Source organism: Streptomyces sp. NPDC041940 (assembly GCF_055589465.1).
Genome location: NZ_JBVJBP010000006.1, coordinates 163910 through 185960, shown reverse-complemented (window position 1 = coordinate 185960; position 22051 = coordinate 163910). Strand labels below are relative to the sequence as shown.

General features: G+C 73.6%; 21 protein-coding genes and 2 riboswitches. Of the genes, 5 read left to right on the top strand and 16 right to left on the bottom strand.

The features are described from left to right. Positions 1 to 18: 18 nt before the first annotated feature. Positions 19 to 238, bottom strand: a riboswitch (cobalamin riboswitch). 27 nt (positions 239 to 265) lie between these two features. From ACZ6I3_RS13410 to ACZ6I3_RS13370, 9 genes are all read right to left on the bottom strand, one after another. Further along, the gene (locus tag ACZ6I3_RS13410; protein ID WP_469414328.1) at positions 266 to 1117 is read right to left on the bottom strand and encodes an energy-coupling factor ABC transporter ATP-binding protein; all 852 of its coding nucleotides are present in this window, start codon (positions 1115 to 1117) and stop codon (positions 266 to 268) included. Then, complete coding sequence (gene cbiQ / locus ACZ6I3_RS13405; protein WP_469414327.1) at positions 1114 to 1863, bottom strand: cobalt ECF transporter T component CbiQ; 750 nt, start codon at positions 1861 to 1863, stop codon at positions 1114 to 1116. The genes ACZ6I3_RS13410 and cbiQ overlap by 4 nt, the downstream gene beginning before the upstream one ends. Before the next feature lie 5 nt (positions 1864 to 1868). Continuing rightward, positions 1869 to 2213, bottom strand: a complete 345-nt coding sequence (locus ACZ6I3_RS13400) for an energy-coupling factor ABC transporter substrate-binding protein (RefSeq protein WP_469414325.1) — start codon at positions 2211 to 2213, stop codon at positions 1869 to 1871. Beyond that, a complete protein-coding gene (locus ACZ6I3_RS13395) occupies positions 2210 to 2911 on the bottom strand; it encodes an energy-coupling factor ABC transporter permease (RefSeq protein WP_469414323.1) in 702 nt (233 codons plus the stop codon). Before ACZ6I3_RS13395 ends, ACZ6I3_RS13400 begins: the two co-directional genes overlap by 4 nt. Positions 2912 to 2941: 30 nt before the next feature. Further along, positions 2942 to 3126, bottom strand: a riboswitch (cobalamin riboswitch). A 78-nt stretch (positions 3127 to 3204) separates the two neighbouring features. Then, a complete protein-coding gene (locus tag ACZ6I3_RS13390; protein WP_469414322.1) occupies positions 3205 to 4632 on the bottom strand; it encodes a serine/threonine-protein kinase in 1428 nt (475 codons plus the stop codon). Positions 4633 to 4894: 262 nt separating this feature from the next. Beyond that, the gene (locus tag ACZ6I3_RS13385) at positions 4895 to 6193 is read right to left on the bottom strand and encodes an MDR family MFS transporter (RefSeq protein ID WP_469414320.1); all 1299 of its coding nucleotides are present in this window, start codon (positions 6191 to 6193) and stop codon (positions 4895 to 4897) included. Further along, the gene (locus ACZ6I3_RS13380; protein WP_469414562.1) at positions 6190 to 8001 is read right to left on the bottom strand and encodes an ABC transporter permease subunit; all 1812 of its coding nucleotides are present in this window, start codon (positions 7999 to 8001) and stop codon (positions 6190 to 6192) included. The genes ACZ6I3_RS13385 and ACZ6I3_RS13380 overlap by 4 nt, the downstream gene beginning before the upstream one ends. Before the next feature lie 113 nt (positions 8002 to 8114). Next, positions 8115 to 8651, bottom strand: a complete 537-nt coding sequence (locus ACZ6I3_RS13375) for a GNAT family N-acetyltransferase (RefSeq protein WP_469414319.1) — start codon at positions 8649 to 8651, stop codon at positions 8115 to 8117. Positions 8652 to 8681: 30 nt separating this feature from the next. Further along, the gene (locus ACZ6I3_RS13370) at positions 8682 to 9116 is read right to left on the bottom strand and encodes a nuclear transport factor 2 family protein (RefSeq protein WP_469414318.1); all 435 of its coding nucleotides are present in this window, start codon (positions 9114 to 9116) and stop codon (positions 8682 to 8684) included. Between the two features lie 137 nt (positions 9117 to 9253). Here ACZ6I3_RS13370 and ACZ6I3_RS13365 point away from each other — a divergent pair, with 137 nt between their 5' ends. Then, complete coding sequence (locus tag ACZ6I3_RS13365) at positions 9254 to 9994, top strand: carbonic anhydrase family protein (protein ID WP_469414317.1); 741 nt, start codon at positions 9254 to 9256, stop codon at positions 9992 to 9994. Between the two features lie 54 nt (positions 9995 to 10048). Here ACZ6I3_RS13365 and ACZ6I3_RS13360 read toward each other — a convergent pair whose 3' ends face one another. Further along, entirely contained in the window at positions 10049 to 10846 is a 798-nt protein-coding gene (locus tag ACZ6I3_RS13360; RefSeq protein ID WP_469414316.1) for a VOC family protein, read from the bottom strand. Between the two features lie 169 nt (positions 10847 to 11015). Between ACZ6I3_RS13360 and ACZ6I3_RS13355 the strand changes: the two genes are divergently transcribed. Beyond that, on the top strand, positions 11016 to 11864 hold the full coding sequence (locus ACZ6I3_RS13355) for a class I SAM-dependent methyltransferase (protein WP_469414315.1): 849 nt from the start codon (positions 11016 to 11018) through the stop codon (positions 11862 to 11864). A gap of 17 nt (positions 11865 to 11881) precedes the next feature. On the opposite strand, the gene ACZ6I3_RS13350 is transcribed toward ACZ6I3_RS13355, so the two are convergent. Beyond that, positions 11882 to 12679, bottom strand: a complete 798-nt coding sequence (locus ACZ6I3_RS13350) for an SDR family NAD(P)-dependent oxidoreductase (RefSeq protein ID WP_469414313.1) — start codon at positions 12677 to 12679, stop codon at positions 11882 to 11884. A 64-nt stretch (positions 12680 to 12743) separates the two neighbouring features. Between ACZ6I3_RS13350 and ACZ6I3_RS13345 the strand changes: the two genes are divergently transcribed. Continuing rightward, complete coding sequence (locus tag ACZ6I3_RS13345; RefSeq protein ID WP_469414560.1) at positions 12744 to 13220, top strand: DUF4396 domain-containing protein; 477 nt, start codon at positions 12744 to 12746, stop codon at positions 13218 to 13220. A 27-nt stretch (positions 13221 to 13247) separates the two neighbouring features. On the opposite strand, the gene ACZ6I3_RS13340 is transcribed toward ACZ6I3_RS13345, so the two are convergent. Beyond that, positions 13248 to 14393 (bottom strand): winged helix DNA-binding domain-containing protein, encoded by a 1146-nt coding sequence (locus tag ACZ6I3_RS13340; protein WP_469414311.1) that lies wholly within the window; start codon positions 14391 to 14393, stop codon positions 13248 to 13250. 143 nt (positions 14394 to 14536) lie between these two features. Between ACZ6I3_RS13340 and ACZ6I3_RS13335 the strand changes: the two genes are divergently transcribed. Together ACZ6I3_RS13335 and ACZ6I3_RS13330 are read left to right on the top strand one after the other, a co-directional pair. Further along, positions 14537 to 15211, top strand: coding sequence for a hypothetical protein (locus tag ACZ6I3_RS13335; RefSeq protein WP_469414309.1), 675 nt, complete (start codon positions 14537 to 14539; stop codon positions 15209 to 15211). 148 nt (positions 15212 to 15359) lie between these two features. Next, the gene (locus ACZ6I3_RS13330) at positions 15360 to 15974 is read left to right on the top strand and encodes a sigma-70 family RNA polymerase sigma factor (protein WP_469414308.1); all 615 of its coding nucleotides are present in this window, start codon (positions 15360 to 15362) and stop codon (positions 15972 to 15974) included. Positions 15975 to 16035: 61 nt separating this feature from the next. Here ACZ6I3_RS13330 and ACZ6I3_RS13325 read toward each other — a convergent pair whose 3' ends face one another. The 4 genes from ACZ6I3_RS13325 to ACZ6I3_RS13310 form a co-directional block, all read right to left on the bottom strand. Next, a complete protein-coding gene (locus ACZ6I3_RS13325) occupies positions 16036 to 17244 on the bottom strand; it encodes a type III PLP-dependent enzyme (RefSeq protein ID WP_469414307.1) in 1209 nt (402 codons plus the stop codon). Then, positions 17241 to 18986, bottom strand: coding sequence for an IucA/IucC family protein (locus ACZ6I3_RS13320; RefSeq protein WP_469414306.1), 1746 nt, complete (start codon positions 18984 to 18986; stop codon positions 17241 to 17243). Before ACZ6I3_RS13320 ends, ACZ6I3_RS13325 begins: the two co-directional genes overlap by 4 nt. 88 nt (positions 18987 to 19074) lie before the next feature. Further along, positions 19075 to 20805: an IucA/IucC family protein gene (locus tag ACZ6I3_RS13315; RefSeq protein WP_469414305.1), complete on the bottom strand. Its 1731-nt coding sequence runs from the start codon at positions 20803 to 20805 to the stop codon at positions 19075 to 19077. After that, on the bottom strand, positions 20802 to 21974 hold the full coding sequence (locus ACZ6I3_RS13310; RefSeq protein WP_469414303.1) for an ATP-grasp domain-containing protein: 1173 nt from the start codon (positions 21972 to 21974) through the stop codon (positions 20802 to 20804). The genes ACZ6I3_RS13315 and ACZ6I3_RS13310 overlap by 4 nt, the downstream gene beginning before the upstream one ends. Between the last annotated feature and the right edge of the window lie 77 nt (positions 21975 to 22051).

Sequence of the window (22051 nt, the reverse complement as noted above, 5' to 3'; positions counted from 1 at the left end):
ATGTCCGCGCACGCATCGTCCGCGCGCGGGCAGTTGGCAGGTCTTCGGACTCGCGGGCACGTCTCACCATGTGAGAACACCTACTGGCCGTCGCTTCCCGGGCCCTGCGTGGACCCAGTGCGTATGACGGCGGTCGTTCCCGCTCACCGCTGCGGGGCAGTCCCGGATTCCCACCGGGTTCCCTCTTGCGACGCATCCCGCCTGGCGGACGGGGCGAACCAGCTGCACCGCCAGCCTATACACGACAAGGCCGCGGAAGCGACCCTCAGCCGCCGCCGGCCGGCCGCCCCGCCGCCAGCGCGGCCAGCTCCTCGGGAGTGCGCGGGCCGGGCGCCGACCCCGTCAACAGCCCCTGCGCGCGCAGGAGGTCCGCGGCGGCGGCACCCCACGGCAACCGCAGTCCCGCCTGCCGGAGGAGATCGGTCCGGGCCAGTGCCGTGGGAGCGGGCGCGAGGTGCACACCGTCCGGGGTGAGGAGCGCCGCGTCGTCGGCCCAGCGCAGGGCGAGATCGACGTCGTGGGTGGCCATCACCACCGTGGTGCCGTTCGCACGCAGCCCGTCGAGCGTGGCCAGGAGCCGTTCCTGGCCGTCGGGGTCGAGTCCGGCCGTGGGCTCGTCGAGGATCAGCACCCGGGGCCGCATCGCGACCGCGCCCGCGATGGCGGTCCGTTTGCGCTGCCCGTAGGAGAGCAGATGGGTGGGCCGGTCGGCCAGGGCGCCGATGTCCAGGGCGGCGAGCGCCTCCGCCACCCGCGCCCGTACCTCCGTGTCGGACAGCCCGAGGTTCAGCGGCCCGAACGACACGTCCTGCTCGACGGACGCCGCGAACAGCTGGTCGTCCGGGTCCTGCACCACCAGTTGGACGGTCGTCCGCAGCCGGGTCAGGCCCTTGCGGTCGTACGTCACCTGCTGCCCGTCGACCGTCAACCGCCCCTCGTGCGGACGCAGCCCGCCGCTGAGCAGCCGCATCAGCGTGGTCTTGCCGCTGCCGTTGCGGCCGAGCAGCGCCAGCGCCCGTCCCTCGCGGATGTCGAAGTCGAGGCCGCTGAGCACGGCCGGGCCGTCCTCGTAGGCGAAGGACGCGCCCCGCAGGGCGACGAGGGCGGGCTCGCTCATGCCGGCGGCCTTTCCAGTACGAAGGTGAGGACGACCAGCGCCGCGAGGAGCGCGCAACTGGCGACCGTGAAGCGGACGGAGACCCGGGCCTCCGGCACCAGAACCCGCAGGGTCCCGTCGTAGCCGCGCCCGGCGAGACCGGCCTGGAGGCGGGCCGCCCGGTCGAAGGCCCGGACGAACGCGGTGGCGCCGAGCCCGCCCAGCGAACGCCAGGCGGCGGCCCGCGTGGTGTGCCCGAGCCGGGCGGCCTGCGCGTCGCGGATCCGGCGCACTGAGTCCAGCAGCAGAAAGCTCATGCGGTACGTCACGAGCGCGACATCGACGACCGGCGCCGGGACGCCGGCCCGGACCAGGCGCGGCAGCAGGTCGGACATGGGCGTGGTGAAGGCGAACAGCAGCACCCCCAGGGAGGCCGCCGAGGTGCGCAGCAGCAACTCCCCGGCCCGCAGCGGCCCGTCGTCCGCGAGGGAGACGAAGCCCTCCGGCCCGCCCACCTGGACGAGCAGCGTGAGAGCGCCGGTCACGCAGAAGCCCAGCGGCACCCGGTAGGCCCGCCACAGCCGCCGGCCGGGCACACCGGCCGGCCCCAGCAGCAGGGACACGGCCGTCACCAGCACCAGGGCCGCGCCCGGCCAGGGCGGCAGCGAGATGGCCAGCACGGTGAGTCCCAGACCGAGCACGGCCTTGTCCACGGGATGGCGGCGGCGCCAGCGACTGCTGTGCGCCGCCGCGTCGATCGGCAGCACGCGGCTCAGGCCCTTTCGGCCGCCGGCTCCTCGGCGTCCCGCTCCCGCGCCTGCTGCTCACCCTGGCGCCGGCCCCGGCGCAGACCGAAGTAGTAGGCGAGGACACCGGCTCCGAGCGCCGCCTGCAGGGCGAACAGCGCCGACTCGATCTCACCCGACGGCGGCTCGTACAGCGGCGAGAACCAGGGCTCGTAGTCCGGGTCGATCTCGGTGATCGCCGTCTCCGCCTGGGCGTCGGCGCCCGCGAACGGCTCCTCCTTGTGGTCGCCGAGGCCGAGCGCGAGCGGCAGTACGGCGAGCGCGGCCACGGCGAGCAGCAGCAGGAGGTTGATCTTCGTGTTCTTCTTCATCGGGCCGCCACCTCGGTCTCGGTCACGGACTGCTTCTTGGCGAGGAGCACGCCCAGCCGGGTCAGTTCGCCCTTGCTGGACTGCACCAGCAGCCGCATCACGAGCACGGTCAGCAGGCCCTCGCTCACCGCGAGCGGGATCTGGGTGACGGCGAAGATGGTGCCGAACTTGCCGAGCGCGCCCACGAACCCGCTGCCCGGGTCGGGGAAGGCGAGCGCCAGCTGCACGCTGGTGACGCAGTACGTCGACAGGTCGGCGAAGAACGCCCCGAAGAAGACCGCGACCATCAGCGGCACGTCGTACCGCCGCAGCAGCTTGTACACGGCGTATCCGACCCAGGGGCCGACGATCGCCATGGAGAAGACGTTGGCGCCGAGCGTGGTCAGACCGCCGTGGGCGAGCAGCAGCGCCTGGAAGAGCAGGGTGATGGTGCCCAGCACCGCCATGATGGGTGGCCGGAAAAGGATGGCTCCCAGACCCGTTCCGGTGGGGTGGGAGCAACTGCCGGTGACCGACGGCAGTTTCAGGGCGGACAGAACGAACGTGAAGGCACCGGAGGCACCGAGGAGCAGGGTGCTCTCGGGGTGCTCGCGCACCTCACGGGTGAGCGACCGGACCCCGTGGACGACGAACGGCGCCGACGCGACGCCCCAGGCGACCGCGTGTGCGGGCGGGAGAAAACCCTCGGCTATGTGCATGGTTCAGCAGACCCTCTCCAGCACCTCGTGGATGGTTGACGCGCCCTGGCCGGTCTCCTGGCTTACGGGTACCACCGCCCGTACTCCGCCTTCCCGGGTCACAAGGACCCAGTGGCTGCCCGTGAGGGCTGGAGCCGGACTTCCCGATTCACAGTGGCGAGGGCCGCACCGGCATCACACCGGCTTTCCCGTTCACCAAGGCGTGGTGACAGTAATGCCGAGATAAGGACGATGACAAGCCACCCGAGGGGGCGCGCGAGGGGGCGTCCGCTCGCACACCGGCGCAGGACCGCTCAGTCGTCGCCACCGTCGTCATCGTCGTCCCCGTCTTCCCAGGTCCGACGGGGCTTCTCCTGCTGGGGTTTGTCCGCCTTTCGCGGTGGGCCGGCCGTCTCCTGGGCCGGAGTCGCGGGGCTGGGCGTCGTGTCGACCGGGGTCGGGGGAGCGGGTGCGCTGGTGGACGGGGTGATATCGGCCACTGTGCCGGCGGCCGGCACGGTGGCGTCCGGAGCCGGGTCCGCCGCCGGAGCGGAGGAGAGCGGCGACGCGGAGTCCGCGGACGGCGTGGCGGCGGGGCTGCTCGCGGAGGGGGACGCGTCGGGTTCCGTGCCCTCCGTCGCGGTGTTGTCGGGCGAGAACCACATCATGCCGGCGAGCATCGCCGCGGCGAAGAGCGCCGCCGCGGCCACGGTCGCGGCCGCTCTGCGCCGGTTGTCGGGGGCGGCTCGGGGTGCGGCGCGGCGCGCACGGCCGGCCTGGGGCGTGCGGCCGGTGCGCAGCCCCGGGGCACCGGGCAGCGCGTACGTGGCCGGGTTGCGGGTCTCGGCGGCCGGATACGGCCTCGGCGTGACGGACGTCACCGGGGGCGCTGCCTCCGGCAGCGGCTCGGGCAGTCCCCGCCAGGCGCCGCCGGCGAACCACTCGGCGGTCCCCTGGGCGGTGGGCCGGTCCTCGGGCTGCTTGGCGAGCAGGCCGAGCAGGTAGTTCTCGAAGGCCGGCGGGAGTCCGGCGACACCGAGCTCGCGGGGCGGTACGGGCACGGAATCGAGATGCTGGTGCAGGAGCGCGACGGCGGTGTCTGCCTGGAACGGCGGCCGTCCGCTGAGGAGTTGGTAGAGCAGGCACCCCAGGGAGTACATGTCGGAGGCGGGCCCGGCGGGCTGGCCCAGGGCACGTTCGGGCGCGAGGTAGAGGCCGGTGCCGACGATCTGGCCGGTGGCGGTGAGCGCGGCGCCGGGGTCGTCGAGGAAGCGCGCGATGCCGAAGTCGCCGATCTTCAGGGTGCCGTGGGCGTCCAGCAGGAGGTTGGCGGGCTTGATGTCACGGTGGACGATGCCCTGCGCGTGCGCGGCGGCGAGCCCGGCGGCGGCCTGCGCGGCGAGATCGGCCACCCGCTCGGCGGGCAGCGCGCCGGAGGCGGCCAGCACCCCGGCGAGGCTGTCGCCCTCGACCAGTTCCATCACCAGGTACAGCCGGTTGTCGTACTCGCCGAAGTCCAGGACACCGACGAGATGGGGGTGGTTGAGACGCCCGGCGGTCTGGGCCTCCAGACGGAACCGGGAGGCCGCCGTGACGTCGGTGTCCTGGGGCAGCAGCAGCTTGACGGCCACCGCTCTGGCGAGCGTCTCGTCGTACGCGCGCCAGACCTCTCCCATTCCACCGCGTCCGATCTCAACATCCAGCCGGTAGCGGCCCGCTAGCAGCACTCGTCCTCGTCTCATGCGTGGGGGAAGGTACGTCGCCGCATGCCGAACTCCCCGTTTTGAGGCGGGGGTTGGTGGGGAACGTCGCAGCCGACCCAGGATACTGGCGCCGCGTGACCAATGATCTCCGCAGCGGGGGAGAGAGACGGTACGGTCGCGGAAATCCGGGAGCGGAGGAGTCGCCCGGCGGGGTGACGGTGCGGTGCGCGCGGTTGCCGGGGGTGTCCTGCGCGCGCCTCGGGGCGCCGGGGGCCGTCTGCTGGTGCCTGGGCGTGCCGGATCAGGCCGCCTCGTCCGCCTCCTCCGCCCGCTCCTCCCGGCGCGGCAGCAGAGCCACCGTCAGGGCCGGCACGGCCGCGAGGACCAGCCAGGGCACGGCGGCCGGGAGGCCGAGGTCGAGCAGGGAGCCGGTGGCCGCGCTGCCGGCCAGGACGATCAGGCCGGAGACGGAGGACAGCGCGCCCATGTAGAGGCCGATCCGGCCCTCCTCGGCCAGGTCGGGCACCCAGGCGCGGGCGGCGGGCACGACCAGCATCTGTCCCACGGTGAGCAGCACGACGAAGCCCGCGGCGGGCAGCAGTCCGGCGGCTCCCGTCCAGCCCGCGGGGCGCGCCGCGGCCACCACCGCGAAACCGGCCGCGATCAGCAGCAGCCCGGCCGTCATGGAACGGCGCAGGTCCAGCCGGTCGCCCGCCCAGCGGGTCACCGGCAGCTGGGTGAACACCACCAGCACCGAGGACAGGGCGAACAGCCAGGACAGCGGCGCCTGGGAGCCCGCCGCGCGCTGCACCTCGTCCGGCAGCGCCAGATACAGCTGGTTGTAGGCGAGCAGGTACGAGCCGTACGCCCCGCACAGGGCCAGGAAGGGGCGGTTGCGCAGCAGCAGGCGCGCCCCGCCCCGTTCCCGGATACGGACCCGGCCCGGGATGTGCTGCGGCATCAGCCACAGATGCCCGGCCAGGACGAGCACGAAGACCGCCGCGCCGGCGAGGCACGCGGTGCGGAAGTCGACGGCGAGCAGCAACCCGCCGAGCAGCGGTCCGACGAAGGCCCCGGCCTGGCCCGCGACGCTGAACAGGGCCAGGAGACGCGTGCGCGAGCCGTGCCCCTCCTCCTCCCAGACCACCGCCTGGCGGGCCACCTCGGACTCCACGGCCGGAGAGAACAGCGCGGCGGCGAAACCGATCACCAGCACGGCGCCGATCACGGCCCAGCTCGCCTCCGCGTATCCGAGCCACGCGAACCCGGCGATCCGCAGCACACAGCCGGCCAGCACGACCGGCCGCACCCCGAACCGGTCGACGAGCGAGCCGCCGACCACGAACAGTCCTTGCTGGCTGAAGGTGCGCAGCCCGAGCACGAACCCGACCAGCCAGCCCGCCATGCCGATCGCGGTGCCCAGGTGCTCGGCAAGGAACGGCAGGACGGCGTAGAAACCGACGTTGAAGGCGAGCTGGGTCAGGATCAGCAGCCGCAGCAGCGGCGACAGCTCCTTCCAGAGCCGCCAGGTGCTCTCGCGCGGGGTCTTGGACGTACGGGCGGCCCGGCGGGCCGGCACGCGGGAGACGGGGTCGGTCATCGTTCTTCCGCCGGTGAGGTGGACACAGGGGTGGACACGGGGGCCAGGAGGGCGTCGGGGCTGTTCCGCCGCCGCTGCGGGGGCATGACCCGCTCCCCGGGGGACCCGGACGGGCCCTCGGGCCGGCCGCGCCGCCGGGGCAGCCGTACGCCGCCTGCGGCCGTCACCGCGAGCGCCCCGAGCAGGGCGAGCACGGCGGCGGGGAAGAGGACGGCCCACGGGGCGCGCTCGGCGTACGGCTGGTTCTCGGCGAGCAGCAGGCCCCACTCGGGGGACGGCGGCTGGGCGCCCAGGCCGAGGAAGCCGAGGGCGGCGAGGCTCAGCGCGATGCCGGGCAGCCGGAGCAGGGCGTGCCGGGCCACCGGCGACAGCACGGCGGGCAGCAGTTCGTGCCAGAGCAGATACCAGCGGCCGGCGCCCAGGGCGCGGGTCGCGGCCAGGTGGGTGGTCGCGCGTTCCTGCCGCAGCAGGGAGGACGTGTGGGCGGCCAGCGGGGACCAGGCCACGACGCCCACGGCGAACGCGGGCGTCCAGGGCCCGCTGCCCGCGACGCCGGAGACGAGGAGTCCGGCCAGGACGGGCGGCACGGCGCTGACGGTGTCGACCAGCGGCCCCGACAGCCTCGGCAGCAGCCCCAGCAGCAGCCCCGCGACGAGTGCGGCGGCGCTCACCGCGAGGGCGATGCCGAGCGTGGTCAGCGCGCCGTGCGAGACCCGGGCGAGGACGTCCCTGCCGAGCGCGTCCGTCCCGAACGGATGCGCCAGGGAGGGGGGCCGCAGCCGGGCGAGGGTGTCCAGGGCGAGCGCGTCGCGGGGCAGGCCGAATCCGATGACGGCGGCGAGCAGCGCCCCGTAGAGCAGCGGCAGGGCGCGGGGGGCGGAGGGGCCGGGGCGGTGCAGGGAGTGCAGGGCGCCGTCGCGCAGCGCGGGCCCGATGAGCAGCCGGGCCGACAGCCGGGCGAGGACCCCGGCGAGAGCCGCGACCAGGACGAGGGCGAGGGTGCCGGTCTGCAGGACGGGCAGGTCCTGGGCGAGGGCGGCGTGCAGGGTGAGCCGGCCCAGGCCCGGTATGTCGAAGATCTGCTCGACGGCGACCGAGCCGCCGGTCAGGCCGACCACGAACAGGCCCAGGTTGGGCAGCAGTCCGGGCACGCAGCGGCGCACCGCCTGCCGTGCCACGGACTTCGGCGGGACACCGCGTGCCGCGGCCGCCTGGGCCCACGGTTCGGCGAACGCGCTGGGCAGCAGGTCGTCCAGCATCCGTCCGAGGATCGCCCCGGCGGGCAGACCGAGGGCCAGTGAGGGCAGCACCATCCACTGCGGCCCGTACCACCCGAGGGCGGGCAGCCAGCCCAGCTGGACGCCGATCACCGAGGCCAGCACGGAGGCGACGAGGAACTCGGGCAGTGCGGCCAGCACGGCCGACGCGGTGCCGCCCGGGCCGCGTGCGGCGAGCCGCCCCCGCGAGCCGAGCCGGAGTGTGCGGGCGCACACCGCCGCCACGGTGCCCGCCGCGACCAGGAGGGCCCCGGACATCAGCAGCAGCGAAGCGCCGAGCGCCTGCACCACGCCGGGCAGCACCTGGCCGCCGGACACCCACGACGTGCCCGCGTCCCCGTGCAGCAGCCCGCCCAGCCAGCGGCCGAGCAGCACCAGCGGGCCGTCGTCCAGCCCGAGTTGGTCGCGGATGGCGCGCAGCGTCTCGGGCGTCGGGTCACGGTCGGCCGAGCGGGCCTTGAGCACCGTCAGCGCCGGGTCCGTGCGTGACAGCCACGGCAGCAGGCCGATCGCGCCCACCAGGGCGGCCATGAGCACGGCCCGCCACAGCAGCGTCGGGGCGCCGCCCCGCGCGAGGACGCGCAGGGCGGCCAGGCCCTTGGTCAGGGGTGAGGTCGAGGTGTTCAGTGTCGTCCCCGTGGTGTTCAAGCGAAGGGAATCTCGAAGTGCACCACGCCGTTGCCGCCGCCGGGCACTTCCTCCCGCTCGTCGCAGACCACCTTGCCCAGCGTCCCCCACAGGCCCATCGCGCCGGGCGAGTGCGGATACGTGTGGAGATACACGGAGCGGTAACCACCGTCGGCCCGGGCGAAGTCGACCAGGCCTGTCACCAGCCGCCGGGCCAGTCCGCGCCGGCGGTGTGCGGGGGCGACGTACAACCGCCGCAGCTGCGCGGTCTCGCCCGAGGGGTACCGCTCGGCCAGCCAGCGCGGGTTCGGCGGATGAACCGGCCCGCGCGCGTCCAGCGCCCCCGTGGCCGCCACCGTCCCGTCCCGCTCGTCCACGGCCACCAGGAGGGTGTGCCGCGGTGGTTCGACGTAGAACGGCACCGGGTCGATGATGTCGGCGTGCCAGAGCGGCACATAGCCGGTGTCGAAGTCTCGGTACACGGCGTCCAGCATCACCACCCGCGCCCCGTCGATGTCCGCAGGCGTGGCTTCCCTGATGCTGTAGTCGTGCATTTGCGCATCATATGCAAATCAGATGAACGCTCATTCAGGGGCCGCTGATGTGGTTCCGGGGGCCGCCGACGTGATCTGGCTCAGCACGCACCGCCAGCGCCCGTCCCGCTTCACGAACACGTCCGTCGTCCACTCGTCGGCGTCGTAGCGCTCGCCCTGGTAGTGGGCCGTGTTGGTGACCCGTCCGGTGACCACGGCCGTGTCGCCGTAGACGCGGACCCGGGGCCGGGTCCTGAGGTCCATCGCGGAGTGGGTGAGTTCCCCGGACCGGACGAGGGAGAGGAACCTCTCCTTCGGGTCGATCCCCGACTCGGAGACGATCACCCACTCGTCCGCCATGAAGCCCGCGATGCGTGCGGGGTCGTTGGCGACGATCGCCGCCGCCCAGTCCCGCGCCAGACCGGCGAACTCGCGGACGGTGTCCTCGCCGGGTTCCTGAGCCGCCGCTTCGGGATCCTGGTTCATGTCGCGACCGTAGCGCGTCAAGGCCGCGATCCGGGGTGTTCAGCAGTCCGGGTGATCTCGCGCGTCCCGGGCGCCGTCGGGGGAAAAGGATGCGGTCGTCGTTGCCCGGCAGTCCGCCCCTCCGAAGGTGATCCCCTGTGTCCCTGACCGCCCCCGCCCACTCCGCCGCCGGCACCGCGCTGCAGACCCAGAGCCCGGTCGACATCCGTCCGGCGGCCACTGACGTTTCGGCGCTGCCGCCCCTGCGCCTGCGCCATCCGGCGCGGCTCGCCATGCGGCTGCGCTTCGAGCGTCCGAAGCGGCACCGGCCCGACTGCGTCCGGGCCGAGGAGGGCTCGGTGAAGGCCGAGCCGCCGCGCGGACAGGACTGCCTGATGGGCGTCGGCGACGCCACCTACCACCTGGAGGACATCCACTGGCACACGCCGTCCGAGCACACCGTCGGCGGGGTGACGTTCCCGATGGAACAGCACCTGAAATACGCACGGACGATCGGAGAAGGGGACGGGGACGCGACCGCGATCGCGGCCGGTGCGAAGGAGTACGCGGTGCTCGCCGTGTTCGTCCACCCGGGCGACGCCAACGGCTCCCTGGACCGGCTGCTGGAATCCGCCCGCCGGAGCGAAGACCCGTGGCTCGTGCCCGACGTGGAGATCGACACCCTGCTGCCGCCCTGCACCGAGTCCTACCGCTACCTCGGGTCCACCACGACCTGCCCCTACACCACCGGGGTGCGCTGGACGGTCCTGACCCATCCGGTCCAGGCGTCCGCCGCCGCCCTTGCGCACTACCGGAGCCTCTTCCCCGAGGGCAACGCCCGCGAGGTGCAGCCGCTCGGGAAGCGGCGCATCGCCGGGGACATCCATCGGTGGTGGTGACTCGTGCGGCCGAGGGCCGGCCGCACCACCCCGTGCACCGGCTGGCGGGCCGGTTCAGCCCTGGGCCGGGGTGAGCACCACGAAGTCCGCGTTGGCCGGGTCGAGGCAGACGGCCAGCCGGCCGACGCCCTCCGCGTCCTCGGGGCCCATCTGCACGCTGCCGCCGTTCTCCCTGACCTTGGCCACCGCGGCGTCACAGTCGTCGACGGCGAAGACCGGATGCCAGTACGGCCGCCCGTTCGCCAGCGACAGGTCCGACTTGCCGACCTCCATGAGGCCGCCGTGCATCCGCTCCTCGGGCAGTCCGGCGGGGGTGATGAGGGTGTACGTGCCCCCGCCGCCCGGCAGCGGCATGTCACTGAACCGCCAGTCGAAGAGCCCGCCGTAGAACTCCTTCGCCGCCGCCGCGTCGCTCGTGTACAGCTCCGTCCAGGACAGCGAGCCCGGCTGGTCGACCAGATCGAGGCCCTTGGTCGTCCCCGGCTGCCAGACGGCGAACTGGCCTCCCTGCGGGTCGGTGTACTGCGCCATCCGGCCCCATTCCTCGAGGTCCATCGGCGCGACGCGCACACTGCCGCCCGACTGCTCCACCGCCTTCGTCGTGGCGTCCGCGTCGGCGACGCTGTAGTAGAGCATCCAGGCCGAGCGCGCTCCCTCCTCGGTGAGCTTGCCGAGCCCGGCGACGATCTTGCCGTCCTTCCGGAACATCCCGCCCTCGAAGTCCTCGCTCTCGCCCATGGACTCGTAGTCCCACCCGAGCACGGCGCCGTAGAAGGCGGCGGCGGTCCGGACGTCCGGAGTGCCGAGGTCGAGCCAACAGGGGGAACCGGGGGCGAACTCCGTGGTGATCATGGCGATGCTTCCCTTCCGCAGGTCCAGTGTGCCCAGCGTGACACCGGGCACTGACAAGCGCCCGTCGGCCGCTCTCCGACGGGGGACCTCCGGTCGGAGATGGAATCATCGGGGTCGTCGGCCGGTCGGGTGGTCGCGGAGTTCGGTGCGGTGAGGGTGGTGGGCGGACGTGGTGGTCGGCTGGGAGTGGGACGACACGTTGTTCTCGGGGACCGCCGCCTACTACGAGCGGGGGCGGCTGCCGTACGCCGCCGGGCTGGCGGACGCGCTCGCCGAGGAGCTGCGGCTCGACGGGGAGGGACGCCTCCTCGACGTGGGCTGCGGGCCCGGAACCATCGCCCTGAGCCTCGCGCATCTGTTCGGCGAGATCGTCGGGGTGGATCCCGAAAGCGGGATGATCGCCGAAGCCGGGCGCGGGGCCGCCGGCCGGGGAGTGGGTGCCAGGACCCGGTGGGTACGGGCGCGGGCCGAAGCCCTGCCCGCGGGGCTCGGCACGTTCGACGTCGCCACCTTCGGCCAGTCCTTCCACTGGATGGACCGCGACCTTGTGGCCGCGACCGTCCGGGACATGCTTCGGCCCGGCGGGGCCCTGGTGCACATCGCCGACCTGAAGACAGAGCCCCGGACCGCCGACGGCATGCCGCACCCGGCGGTCCCCTACGCGGGGATGGGTGACCTGGTGAAGCGGTACCTCGGTCCCGTGCGACGAGCGGGCCGCGGGGTGCTGACGCACGGCACACCGGGCGCGGAGGACGAGGTGCTCGCCCGGGCGGGCTTCTCCGGCCCCCGGCGTCTCGTCGTCCCCGGCGGGCAGGTGCTGGAGCGGACCTGTGACGATGTCGTCGCCTGGGTGTTCTCCATGTCCTTCTCGGCGCCCCATCTCTTCGAAGGACACCGGGACGACTTCGAGGCGGACCTCCGGCTGCTGCTGCGCGAGGCCTCGCCGTCGGGCCGGTTCTCCGAACGGGCACCGAGCACGGAGGTCTTCGTGTGGCGGAAGGGCCCGGCCGCTGCCTGAACGAAGGGCCGGCCGCGTCAGTGGACGGACATACCGCCGTCGACGTAGACCGACTGTCCGGTGAGATAGGCGGACGCCGGGCTCGCGAGGAAGACCGCCGCGCCCGCGAAGTCCTCGGCCAGGCCGTTCCGCCCGATCAGCGTGCGGGAGGCGAGGGCGGCGACCTTCTCCGGGTCCGACGACAGGCGCTTGTTGAGCGCTGTCATGACGAAGCCCGGAACCAGGACGTTGCAGGTGACGCCGCGCGGCGACCACGCCTCGGCCTGGGAACGCGCCAGCGACTCCAGGCCGCCCTTCGAGGCACCGTACGCGCCGCTCTGCACGAACGCCCGATGCGCCTGCTGCGAGCTGATGTGCAGGATCCGCCCGAACCCGCGCTCCGCCATGCCGGGGCCGAAGCGCTGCCCCAGCAGGAAGGGCGCCTCGAGGTTGACGGCCATCGTGAGGTCCCAGACGTCCTCGGTGAGTTCGTCCATCGGCGGGCGCAGATTGATCCCGGCACTGTTGACGAGGATGTCGGGCTCCCCGAACGCCTCGACCGCCCGCTCGGCGGCCGTCCGCACACCCTCGCGGGTGCTCAGATCCGCGCCGACCCACGCGGCGCGGCAGCCCTCAGCCGTCAACTCCTCGACGGTCGCGGCCAGTCCGGCTTCGCCACGGGCCACGACCACGACGCTCGCGCCGGCGCGGGCGAGGGCACCGGTGATGGCGCGCCCGATTCCCGAACTGCCGCCGGTGACCACCGCGACGCGGCCGTCCAGGGAGAACAACTCGGAGAGATACGCCTGCGTCGACCGGGTGGGCTGTGTCGTCATGACCCGACACTCTAGGCGGATCGATCATGGGGGGAGCATGCGGGCTGACGCATACTGGCACGTCATGGACCACACCCCGCATCACCCCGAACGGCACCCGCGCGGGCCGGCGTCCTGGGGGACCGCGGTGAAGGCGACGCTGCACTGTCTGACGGGGTGTGCGATCGGCGAGATCCTCGGCATGGTCATCGGCACCGCGCTCGCGTGGGGCGACGTGCCCACCATGGTCCTGGCGATCGGGCTCGCCTTCCTCTTCGGCTACTCGTTCACCCTGTTCGCGGTCCTGCGGGCCGGCCTCGGCCTCAAGGCCGCGATCAAGGTCGCGCTGGCCGCGGACACGGTCTCGATCGCGGTGATGGAACTCGTCGACAACGCGATCATCGCGCTCACCCCGGGCGCGCTGGAGGCCCACCTCACGGACGGACTGTTCTGGTCCGCGCTGCTGGGCGGTTTCGCGGTCGCGTTCCTGATCACGACCCCGGTCAACAAGTGGATGATCGGCCGGGGCAAGGGTCACGCCGTCGTGCACGCCCACCACTGAGGTGAAGTCGCCCACGGCACAGGAGAGTCACCCGCGGCCGGTGAGCAGGCGTACCTGGCCGTCGGGGAGTTTCGGCCACCAGTGGTGGTAACGGCGGTAGACCTCGGTGTCGCGGCCGGTCAGGAGAGACGCCAAGGACGCGGCCTCTTCCTCGAGACCGTCCCACGCGGCGCGGGGCAGGTCGTGGAACGCCGTGGCCTCGATGCCGTCGTCGGTCGCGCGCCACACGCCGGCGACCCGGCCGTCCACCAGGAGGGTGGGCAGCACATCACCGTTGACGCGGATCACCAGACGGCGATAGTCCGGGGGGATCACGCGGCTGCGGTCGGCGTGGGCCAGGAGGACGCTGTCCCACATGGCCATGAGCCGCGGGGGCGCCGGGGTGTCCGCCGGTGGGCGTGGGGCGTCCGGTAGGTCGAACAGGACCGTGCCGTCCGGTCCGCGCAACTCCTCCACCGTGTCGGACAGGGCGAGCAGCACCTGCCGTACGGGCTGCCGCGGCAGCATCGCGAACTGTGCCACGTCCGCGACCGACGCCGGCCCGAAGCCCTGTAGGTAGCGCAGGACGAGCTGCCGCAGCGCCTCGGCGGCCGGCTCCCGGCCCGTCGGCACGGGACCGGTGCGCGCCGCGACGAACGACGCCCGGGTGCCGAACGACCACGGCCCGCCGGTCGGGAGGTGGAGCAGCGGCGCGTACCCCTTCAGCCCCCACCACGCGCCGGCCTTCTTGTCCGCGCCGACCCGTTCCTCCAGCCATGCCTGAAGCTCCACGGCCGTACGCGGCCGGTCGGCGAAGTCCAGCAGCTCCGGGACGAGTGCCTCGCCGTCGGCCGGTGTGAGACCCGCCGCGGCGAAGCGGTGGCCGAGCCGTGAGGCGTACAGCGTCTGCTGCATCGCCTCACGGAACACCTGGTAGTCGTCCCCGTGGACCGCGTGCAGCGTGATCCGCATCAGGGTCGCCTTGACCACCGCGCGCCGCGCGAAGGCGTCGTCCAGCTCGGCCGGAGAGAAGCCTGCCAGCCGGTTCCACAGCGCAACGTACGGCGAAGCGGCATGCTGCGCCTGGAGCGCCACCACATGCCGTACGGCCTCCCCGGCCTCCATCACCTCCCGGCCCAGCAGCATCTGACGGCCGAGGGTCGCCCGGTTGAGCTCCTGCGCGGTGATGTCCACGCCGGGGATTCTGCCGTGGCCCGACCGGAGGCATCGATTCCAGGACAGTGGCCTGGATCACACGTCACGGATTGAGTATCAGGGCCGGGCGATTTCCGTACCCAGGGGTGACGGGGCGGGGCCGGATGCGAAGATGAGGCGCCATGACAGCTGGGTGGTGTGCTCGCACGACACGGGCCGCGGTGTTCGCGGCCGTCTGTGTCGTGCTCGCCGCCCTGGGGCACGTCATGATGTCCGGCGACCATGTGCCCCTGTCGACACTGGTGGCCGGCTGGGCCGTGACGGGAGTGGCGGGCTGGTGCCTGGCGGGCCGCGAGCGCGGCCTCCGACTGGTCGTCGCCGTCGCCGTGATCGTCCAGACCGGACTGCACTCGGCGTTCTCACTCGTGCCGGCACCGGCCGCCGGCGCGGCGGGTGGCACGGACTCCATGGACATGCCCTCCATGGGTCATGGCATGGGAGCCATGAGCCACGGCATGGGGTCCACGAGTCACGAAATGGGCTCCATGTCCCCTCACATGGGGCATGCGGGACACGCCATGGACGGTGACTCGTCCCTCGGCATGCTCGCCGCCCACCTGCTGGCCGCGCTGCTGTGCGGTCTGTGGCTGGGCCACGGCGAACGGGCGGTCTTCCGTCTGCTGCGCGCCGTCGGCAGCCGGCTGGCCGCGCCGCTGCGGCTTCTGTTCGCCCCGCCCACGCCGCCGCCCCCGCCCGTGCGCGTACGGCGCTGGTCCTCGGATCGCGCGCCGCGCCTTCTCCTTCTCGTCCACGCGATCACCTCTCGAGGACCGCCCGTGGGGGCCGCTGCCGCCTGACGGCAGCCGGCAGTCCCGGGGCGGCACTCCGCGCGCCCCGGTCTCGGTCGTACGTCCGTGCGTCACGCCGTACGGATGCGGCCGTATCCCCGCTCACCGGGCCGCACGCGCGTTTCGTGTGCTCCCGGAATTCCGAGAAGGACACCAGGTGATCACTCCTGCCCTGCCCCTTTCATCCGAGCGAAGCCCGTCGGCCGACGAGTCGATAACCGCCTGGGCGCTGGCCGCCCGCGGCGGCGACTCCGCCGCCGTCGACCGTTTCGTGCGCGCCCTGCACCGTGACGTCATCCGCTACGTCGCCCACCTGTGTGCCGATCCGCAGGCCGTGGACGATCTGGCGCAGGACACGTTCCTGCGGGCGCTCGGCAGCCTGCACCGGTTCGAGGGCCGTTCCTCGGCGCGCGTCTGGCTGCTGGCCATCGCGAGGCGCGCGGTGGCGGACAGCCTCCGGTACTCCGCCGTCCGCCCCCGCCCGGCCGATCTGGCGGACTGGGAGCTGGCGGTCGAGCTCGCCCAGCCGCGCGGCCTGCCCGGCTTCGACGACGGCGTGGCTCTGGCCGAGCTGATGGACCGACTGCCCGAGGAGCGGCGCGAGGCGTTCGTCCTCACGCAGCTGCTCGGTCTGCCGTACGCGGAGGCCGCCGCGCTGAGCGACTGCCCGGTCGGCACGGTCCGCTCCCGGGTGGCCCGTGCCCGGGCGACGCTCATGGCCCTGCTGGCCGAGGCCGAGGAGCCGTCGGCGCCTGCCCTGGCCGCGGCCTGACACATCCCGGCCTCGGGTGCCCGCCGGCTCGGTCGGCGGGCACCGGCCACCCGCAGACGGGTCAGGAGACCCGGGTGCCGTCGTCCAGGAAGTGGAACCCGGGCCGGGGATGCATCAGGAAGTCGTGATGCGAGATGTTCCAGGCGTAGGCGCCCGCCAGGGAGAACACCACCCGGTCCCCGGCCCTGAGTTCCGGCACCGGTACCCGGCGGGCCAGCACGTCCTTCGGGGTGCACAGCTGCCCCGCGAGCGTGACGGGCCCGCTGCTCGCCGCCGGCCGGGGCCAGGGGTGCGGCCAGGAGTCCACGGGCAGGACGGAGCAGGGCTGGTCGTGTCCCTTCGTCGCCGGGGTGCGCAGATGGTGCGTGCCGCCCCGGACGACGGCGAACTCCTCGCCGTGGCTGTGCTTCACGTCCAGAACCTCCGTGGCGTACCAGCCGCAGTACGCGGTGAGCGCCCGCCCCGGCTCGATCCGCAGCGTCAGCCCCGGATGCGCCTCGGCGAGCCGGGCCAGCCCCTCGCCGTACGCGGGCCAGTCGAAGCGGCGCTCCGGGTCGGCGTAGTCGACGCTCATGCCGCCCCCGACGTTCACCTCCGCGACCGGCACACCGAGCCCCGTGGCCCACCCGACCACGCTCCTCGCGACCTCCAGCAGCTCGGCCGCTCCCAGCCCGCTCGCCAGGTGGGCGTGCACGCCGCGCAGTTCCAGCTGCGGATACGTCCCGTCGGCGAGTGCCCGGATCACGGACCCGGCCCGGGCGGGGTCCATGCCGAAGGGTGTCGGCCGCCCGCCCATCGCCAGCGAGCTCCCGGCGAGCGAGCCGTCGGGCACCGGCAGGTTGACGCGCGGCAGCACCGCGACACGCCTCCGGGGCGCGACGCGGCGGGCCAGCTCCGCCAGCACCCGCAGCTCGTGCTCGCTCTCGACGTGGAAACGCCCGACGCCCAGCTCCAGCGCGGCCGTCACCTCGTCCGGCGTCTTGCCGGGCCCGCCGAAGGCCAGCGGCCGCCCCGGCACCGCCTTGGCGACATGCGCGAGTTCACCGCCGGACGCGACCTCGTATCCGTCGACGTGGGACTCCAGCGCCGCCAGGATCTCCGGCTCCGGGTTGGCCTTGGCCGCGTAGTACAGCTCGACCCGCCCGGGCAGCGCGGCCCGGACCCCGGCGGCGTGGGTGCGCAGAGCCGCCAGGTCATAGAGATAGGCCGGGAGTTCCGGGGACGGCAGTGACAGGGCACGCTCGCGCACAGCGGGGGTCGGGTGGGTCATCGGGAGCTCCGCTTCGCCTCGTGCAGCACCTCTTCGCCCAGCGGCGACGGCAGCCGGACGTATCCGGCCTGGCGGTCGGCCTTGCGCTCCCAGCGGGTGAGCAGGTTGGTCTTGGCGGGCAGCGGCACCCCGGCGAGCAGGGCGGCCAGGCGGGGCGGGCAGCCGTGCCGGTCGGCGTAGGCGCGCAGCGTGTCCCGTACGCGTGCCCACAGTGCCGCCTCCGTCTCCGGATGCAGGTCGGCGAGGGCCGCGAGCATCTCGGCCACGTGGTTGACGAGCAGGCAGTACACGACCCGGTCCCAGCCGCGCCGCGCGTCGTACGTCATCGGCCCGGCCACGTCCGGCGGCAGCGCGGACAGCGTCTCGGCGTGCTGCTCGGGCACCAGCTTGGTGCCCTCCAGGTCCCGGAAGAGGACCTGGGCGGGCCGTCCGCCGCCGTCGACGCAGAGCAGCACGTTCTGCAGATGCGGCTCCAGGACCAGGCCGTGGTCGAAGTAGGCGGCCAGGACGGGCGGCAGGAGGAGGTCCAGGTAGGCCGACCACCAGTCGAGCGCCGTGGCCGCGTCCGCCCCGGCGAGGAGCCGGGAGGCCTGGGCGGCACCCGTCGGGTACTCGTCGGCGACGGCGGCCGCGAGCAGGGGAGTGGTGCCCGGGGCGAGACGACGGGACAGGCCCTCGCGGACGATGACGCCGAAGCCCTCCAGCAGATCGCGGTCCGGTGTGCCGTCGGGGCCGGGCAGGGCGAGGGTGCGGTAGGCCGGTTCGCGCAGCACGGCACTGCCGGGGAAGCGCCCGGCCAGGTCGGACAGGGCCGGGGCCAGCGCCCGGGTGAGGGCGACCGCCCCGGCCAGCTCGTAACTGCTGTTCTTGCGCAGACAGTTGGTGATCCGCACGTTCAGGCTGAACTTCAGGAACGTCTCCCCGTCGTACAGCGTGCGCACGGACGCGGTCGCCGCGAAGGGGCGGCCGCCCGGTCCCAGGTCGAGGACGTCACCGCTGTCCAGGGCGGCGCGCAGCAGCGGGTGCTCCCGGAGCGTCTCGTACTGCCAGGGGTGGGCGGGCAGCAGCCGGTAGCCGGCCGGGACGTCCGGGCGCTGCCGGTCCAGGGCGGCGGTCGCCCACGGCTCCGCGCTCTCCTGCGCGATCAGGTGCTCCCGCACGGCGAGGTGCCGCAGCGGGAAGGAGGCGCCCGTCTCCGGGGCGTACGCGGCCCAGGAACGCGGGTCGCCGGTGCGGGCCTTGGGCGTGGGGTGGAAGCGGTGCCCGAAGAGCAGGGACTGCTCGGAGGCGAGGTAGGCGGCCAGCGGGTCGTCCGGGGGCTCCGGAACCTCAGGCAGTGCCGGCCGGGCGGTGAGCGCTCCCTCGACGGCCGCGTGGCTGGAGGCGACCTGCGTCAGGAACTCCTCGTTGCGCACGCCGGTGCGCAACGACAGCTCGTCACGCGCGTACTCGGCCAGCCGCCGCCAGTCCACGTCCGCCCAGCCGCCGGCCCGCTCCTCGCGCACCGGGCCGGTGAACCGGTGCGCGCCGAGCAGCGATGTACGGCGCAGGGCGACACACAGCAGCACCCCGCGGCGGGGCAGCCGCAGCAGCAGACGGCCGTCGGCGACGACGGTCTGCCGCTCGGGCCCGGACACCTCGCGCAGCAGACAGTTCAGCAGGGTGTGGGCCACCACATCGTCGGCGGTGGGCAGACAGACCGGGTCGGCGGTGCGGCGGGGAGATTCGGTCAGCGGGGGCATGGCAGGCTCCAGCGGTTGCGCGGGTTCGTGGGAGGAAGGGGGCGAGTACGGGGAGGGACAGCGGAACCGGCGGTCCGGCTCGCGGCTCTCACGGCGTACTCCGCGACGGCAGCAGGTAGTTGGGCCCGGTGGTGTAGTGCTTGTTGATGTCGGCGGCGCCCGACCGCTCCTTGCTGAGCAGCGTCCCGGCCGAGACCATCGCCTTCACCGGCAGTTCCGGGGCGTCGAGGACTCGGGCACGCAGGACGTCCCCCGCCTCGCCGCCCAGCCGCTCCACGGCCTCGGTCAGCCGTTCGCGCACCAGCCGCAGCAGCACGGGCAGCGGGGCGCGGCCGTGCCGGGCCAGTCCGAACGCGTAGGCGCCCGCGCACAGATGGACGGTGATGGTGGCGAAGAGGTCGGCCACCGGGCCGTCCTCCGTGCCGAGGACCCGGGGGTCGTCGAAGTCCCACCGGCCCGGGAGCCGTGCGTGCAGCCGCCGCGTGTCGACGCGCGGCCCGTCGTTGTCCTTGAACAGCAGGCGGAGGCTGCCCGGCCGCAGTACCAGGGAGATGTTCTGCTGGTGCGACTCCAGCGCGACGCCGTACCCGAACAGTGTGGTCTGCCAGTCGAACAACAGCGTCAGACAGGCGTCGAGCAGGGCGAGCGGGTCGCCGTCGTGGAAGCGGTCGGCGAGATGGTCGACGACCAGCCGTCCGTCCGGCGCCTCGGCGAGGAGCGCCGCCATCGGCACGACGACCGAGTCCTCGAGACCGGCCGGGTGGCGGCGGCACAGCACGGCCAGCAGTTCGTGTCCCGCGTGGGCGTACGTGGTCTCGTCGGCGTGCAGGATCGTGTCCCGGAACCGGGGCTCGCGCGCGACCACCTCTTGGACGATCCGCTGTCCGACGGCCCCGTCGACGAGTGTGCCGGGCTTGACGGACCGCTTGTTGCGCAGTCCCAACGAGGAGGTGACGAGGGGCAGTTTGAGGTGCAGCGCCGGGTCCGCCACGGTCGCCACCGTCCGCATGGACAGGGTGGGTACGACGTCGAGGCAGCCTTGTCCGGCCAGTACCGCCCGCCCGCGCAGGCCGGTGGCGCGTAAGGCCGCGTCGAGCGGAGGGCCGACGGCCAGCGGGTGCACCGGCAGGGCGAGGTGCGTGCGCTCCAGCCCGGCCAGACCGAGCCGCGCGGGCGTGGGCCACAGCTCGGGAAGCGTGCCGGTCAGCAGGAGCGCGTCCCGGGGCACGGCGAGCCAGCGCAGCGGGAACCGCGGATGGAACTCGGGTGCGTACGACCGAAGTTGCTCCTCGTCCAGCCCCGCCCGGCCGCGTGCGGTCGGGTACACCGGATGGTCCAGCCGGGCGGCGAGCGCGTCGAACGCCGTCCCGCCGCCGAGGCCGGTCCAGCGTGCCGGATCGGCGCCGTGACGGCCGGTCAGCCGCCCGGCGACGGCATCGCGGGTGTCCGCGTGCAGCTGTAACGTGGCCAGCGTCTGCCGGCACTCCTCGGCGAAGGCGTCGAAACCGGCCCGGTCCTCCGGGGCGGCGAGCGCGCGCAGCGCGTCCAGCACCTCTTCGTGCGACGTCAGTTCGGCGCCGTCCGGCGCGCGCAGGAGCAGCGGCAGCCGGGCGGTGTACCGGCACTGGAAGCCGTCCTCGGCGACCGGCAGCAGCAGGGCGTCACGACCTGCGGCAAGCCGCAGCCAGGGACCGTCCGGCCGGTGGACGAGCGTGCTCCGGGTGCGCAGCCCGACGACGTCCTCCCGCAGCAGCGCGCTCAGCACCCGGGTGAGCAGTTCGGCCGCGCAGCTGTCCGGCGCGGGTGGCAGTACGGTCACGCCCGGATCTCCCAGCGGAGGCCGGCCAGGAAATCGGCGGCCACACGGTCCACGGTGTCCTGGTCGGTGCCGGTGGCCCGCAGGACGCCGAGGTAGTCGCGGTTGGTGCGGTACAGCTCGTGCCGCTCGCCCACCGCGCGCAGCGGACGGTACGTCAGGCACACTCCGTCGACGCTGAGCTCGGTGGCGGCCGGGGCGTCGGTCAGGGTCCCGGCGCGGTCGGCGCACGGGTACTCCAGGAGGGCGGCGCGGTCGCGGCGGGCATCCGGATCGGGCGGGAGCGGTTCGCCCAGGTGGGTGCGGAGGATGTGCTCGAACAGCGGGATGCCGAGGAGCCGTTCGAGCAGCAGGTCGCACTGGTCGCCGATGGCCCGGTAGTTGACCTCGATGATCCGTGCCCGCCCCTCGTGCACCACGAACTCGGTGTGACAGGCGCCGAACCCGACGCCGAGCGCGTCCAGTTGGGCGAGCACCTGCGCGACGACCGGCTCCGGGTGGGCCGGGACGAACGTGAGGCGCTCCTCGACGAAGTACGGGAGTGGCGACAACGCGGTGCGGAAGCCGCCCAGGACGTGCCGGACCCGGCCGTCGCCCAGCGTCTCCAGCGTGCACAGCTCGCCGGGGAGGTACTCCTCGACGACCAGGGCGGTGTCCGGCCGGCGCTCCAGGATCTCCTTCGCGCGGAGCGCCAGGTCCTCGGGCCCCTCCACTAGCACGACGTCCTCGCTGGCCACGCCCTCACGGGGCTTGACGACACAGGGGTAGGGCGCGTCGAGCGGGGCCGGTGCGGTGAGTTCGGCCGACCAGACGGTGTCCGCTCCGGCGGCGGCCAGCCGGCGGCGCGTCTCCGCCTTGTCCTTGCAGCGCAGGGTGGCCCGCCAGTCCTTGCCGGGCAGGCCGAAGTAGGCGGCGGCCAGGGCGGCCTGGGTCTGGAGGTGGTCGCTGTTGGTGAAGACGGCACCAGGGCTGCCGTGGACCGAGATGCGCGACACGACGGCCCGGAAGTCCCGCACGTCACACTCCAGGACCTCGACGTCCGGGCAGGTTCTCCGGTGGGCGTCGGGCTGGTCGGTGAGGACGGTCACGTCCAGGCCCAGCCGGGCGGCGGCGGGCATGAAGCCCTCGGTGACGGAGTCGGTCGGATTGAGGGCGAGCAGGTACAGGTGCATGGCGGTCTTCCATCGGTGGGTCGGGAGCACGTCCGACGATCTTGTACCTTAGGTTAGCCTTACCTATCCAATCGCGG

Bases quoted from the DNA above. Each gene is read 5' to 3' on its own strand.
- ACZ6I3_RS13410 (WP_469414328.1), bottom strand. From the start codon at position 1,117: ATGAGCGAGCCCGCCCTCGTCGCCCTGCGGGGCGCGTCCTTCGCCTAC.
- ACZ6I3_RS13400 (WP_469414325.1), bottom strand. From the start codon at position 2,213: ATGAAGAAGAACACGAAGATCAACCTCCTGCTGCTGCTCGCCGTGGCC.
- ACZ6I3_RS13395 (WP_469414323.1), bottom strand. From the start codon at position 2,911: ATGCACATAGCCGAGGGTTTTCTCCCGCCCGCACACGCGGTCGCCTGG.
- ACZ6I3_RS13390 (WP_469414322.1), bottom strand. From the start codon at position 4,632: ATGAGACGAGGACGAGTGCTGCTAGCGGGCCGCTACCGGCTGGATGTT.
- ACZ6I3_RS13385 (WP_469414320.1), bottom strand. From the start codon at position 6,193: ATGACCGACCCCGTCTCCCGCGTGCCGGCCCGCCGGGCCGCCCGTACG.
- ACZ6I3_RS13380 (WP_469414562.1), bottom strand. From the start codon at position 8,001: ATGGCCGCCCTGGTGGGCGCGATCGGCCTGCTGCCGTGGCTGTCACGC.
- ACZ6I3_RS13375 (WP_469414319.1), bottom strand. From the start codon at position 8,651: ATGCACGACTACAGCATCAGGGAAGCCACGCCTGCGGACATCGACGGG.
- ACZ6I3_RS13370 (WP_469414318.1), bottom strand. From the start codon at position 9,116: ATGAACCAGGATCCCGAAGCGGCGGCTCAGGAACCCGGCGAGGACACC.
- ACZ6I3_RS13360 (WP_469414316.1), bottom strand. From the start codon at position 10,846: ATGATCACCACGGAGTTCGCCCCCGGTTCCCCCTGTTGGCTCGACCTC.
- ACZ6I3_RS13350 (WP_469414313.1), bottom strand. From the start codon at position 12,679: ATGACGACACAGCCCACCCGGTCGACGCAGGCGTATCTCTCCGAGTTG.
- ACZ6I3_RS13345 (WP_469414560.1), top strand. From the start codon at position 12,744: ATGGACCACACCCCGCATCACCCCGAACGGCACCCGCGCGGGCCGGCG.
- ACZ6I3_RS13335 (WP_469414309.1), top strand. From the start codon at position 14,537: ATGACAGCTGGGTGGTGTGCTCGCACGACACGGGCCGCGGTGTTCGCG.
- ACZ6I3_RS13325 (WP_469414307.1), bottom strand. From the start codon at position 17,244: ATGACCCACCCGACCCCCGCTGTGCGCGAGCGTGCCCTGTCACTGCCG.
- ACZ6I3_RS13320 (WP_469414306.1), bottom strand. From the start codon at position 18,986: ATGCCCCCGCTGACCGAATCTCCCCGCCGCACCGCCGACCCGGTCTGT.
- ACZ6I3_RS13310 (WP_469414303.1), bottom strand. From the start codon at position 21,974: ATGCACCTGTACCTGCTCGCCCTCAATCCGACCGACTCCGTCACCGAG.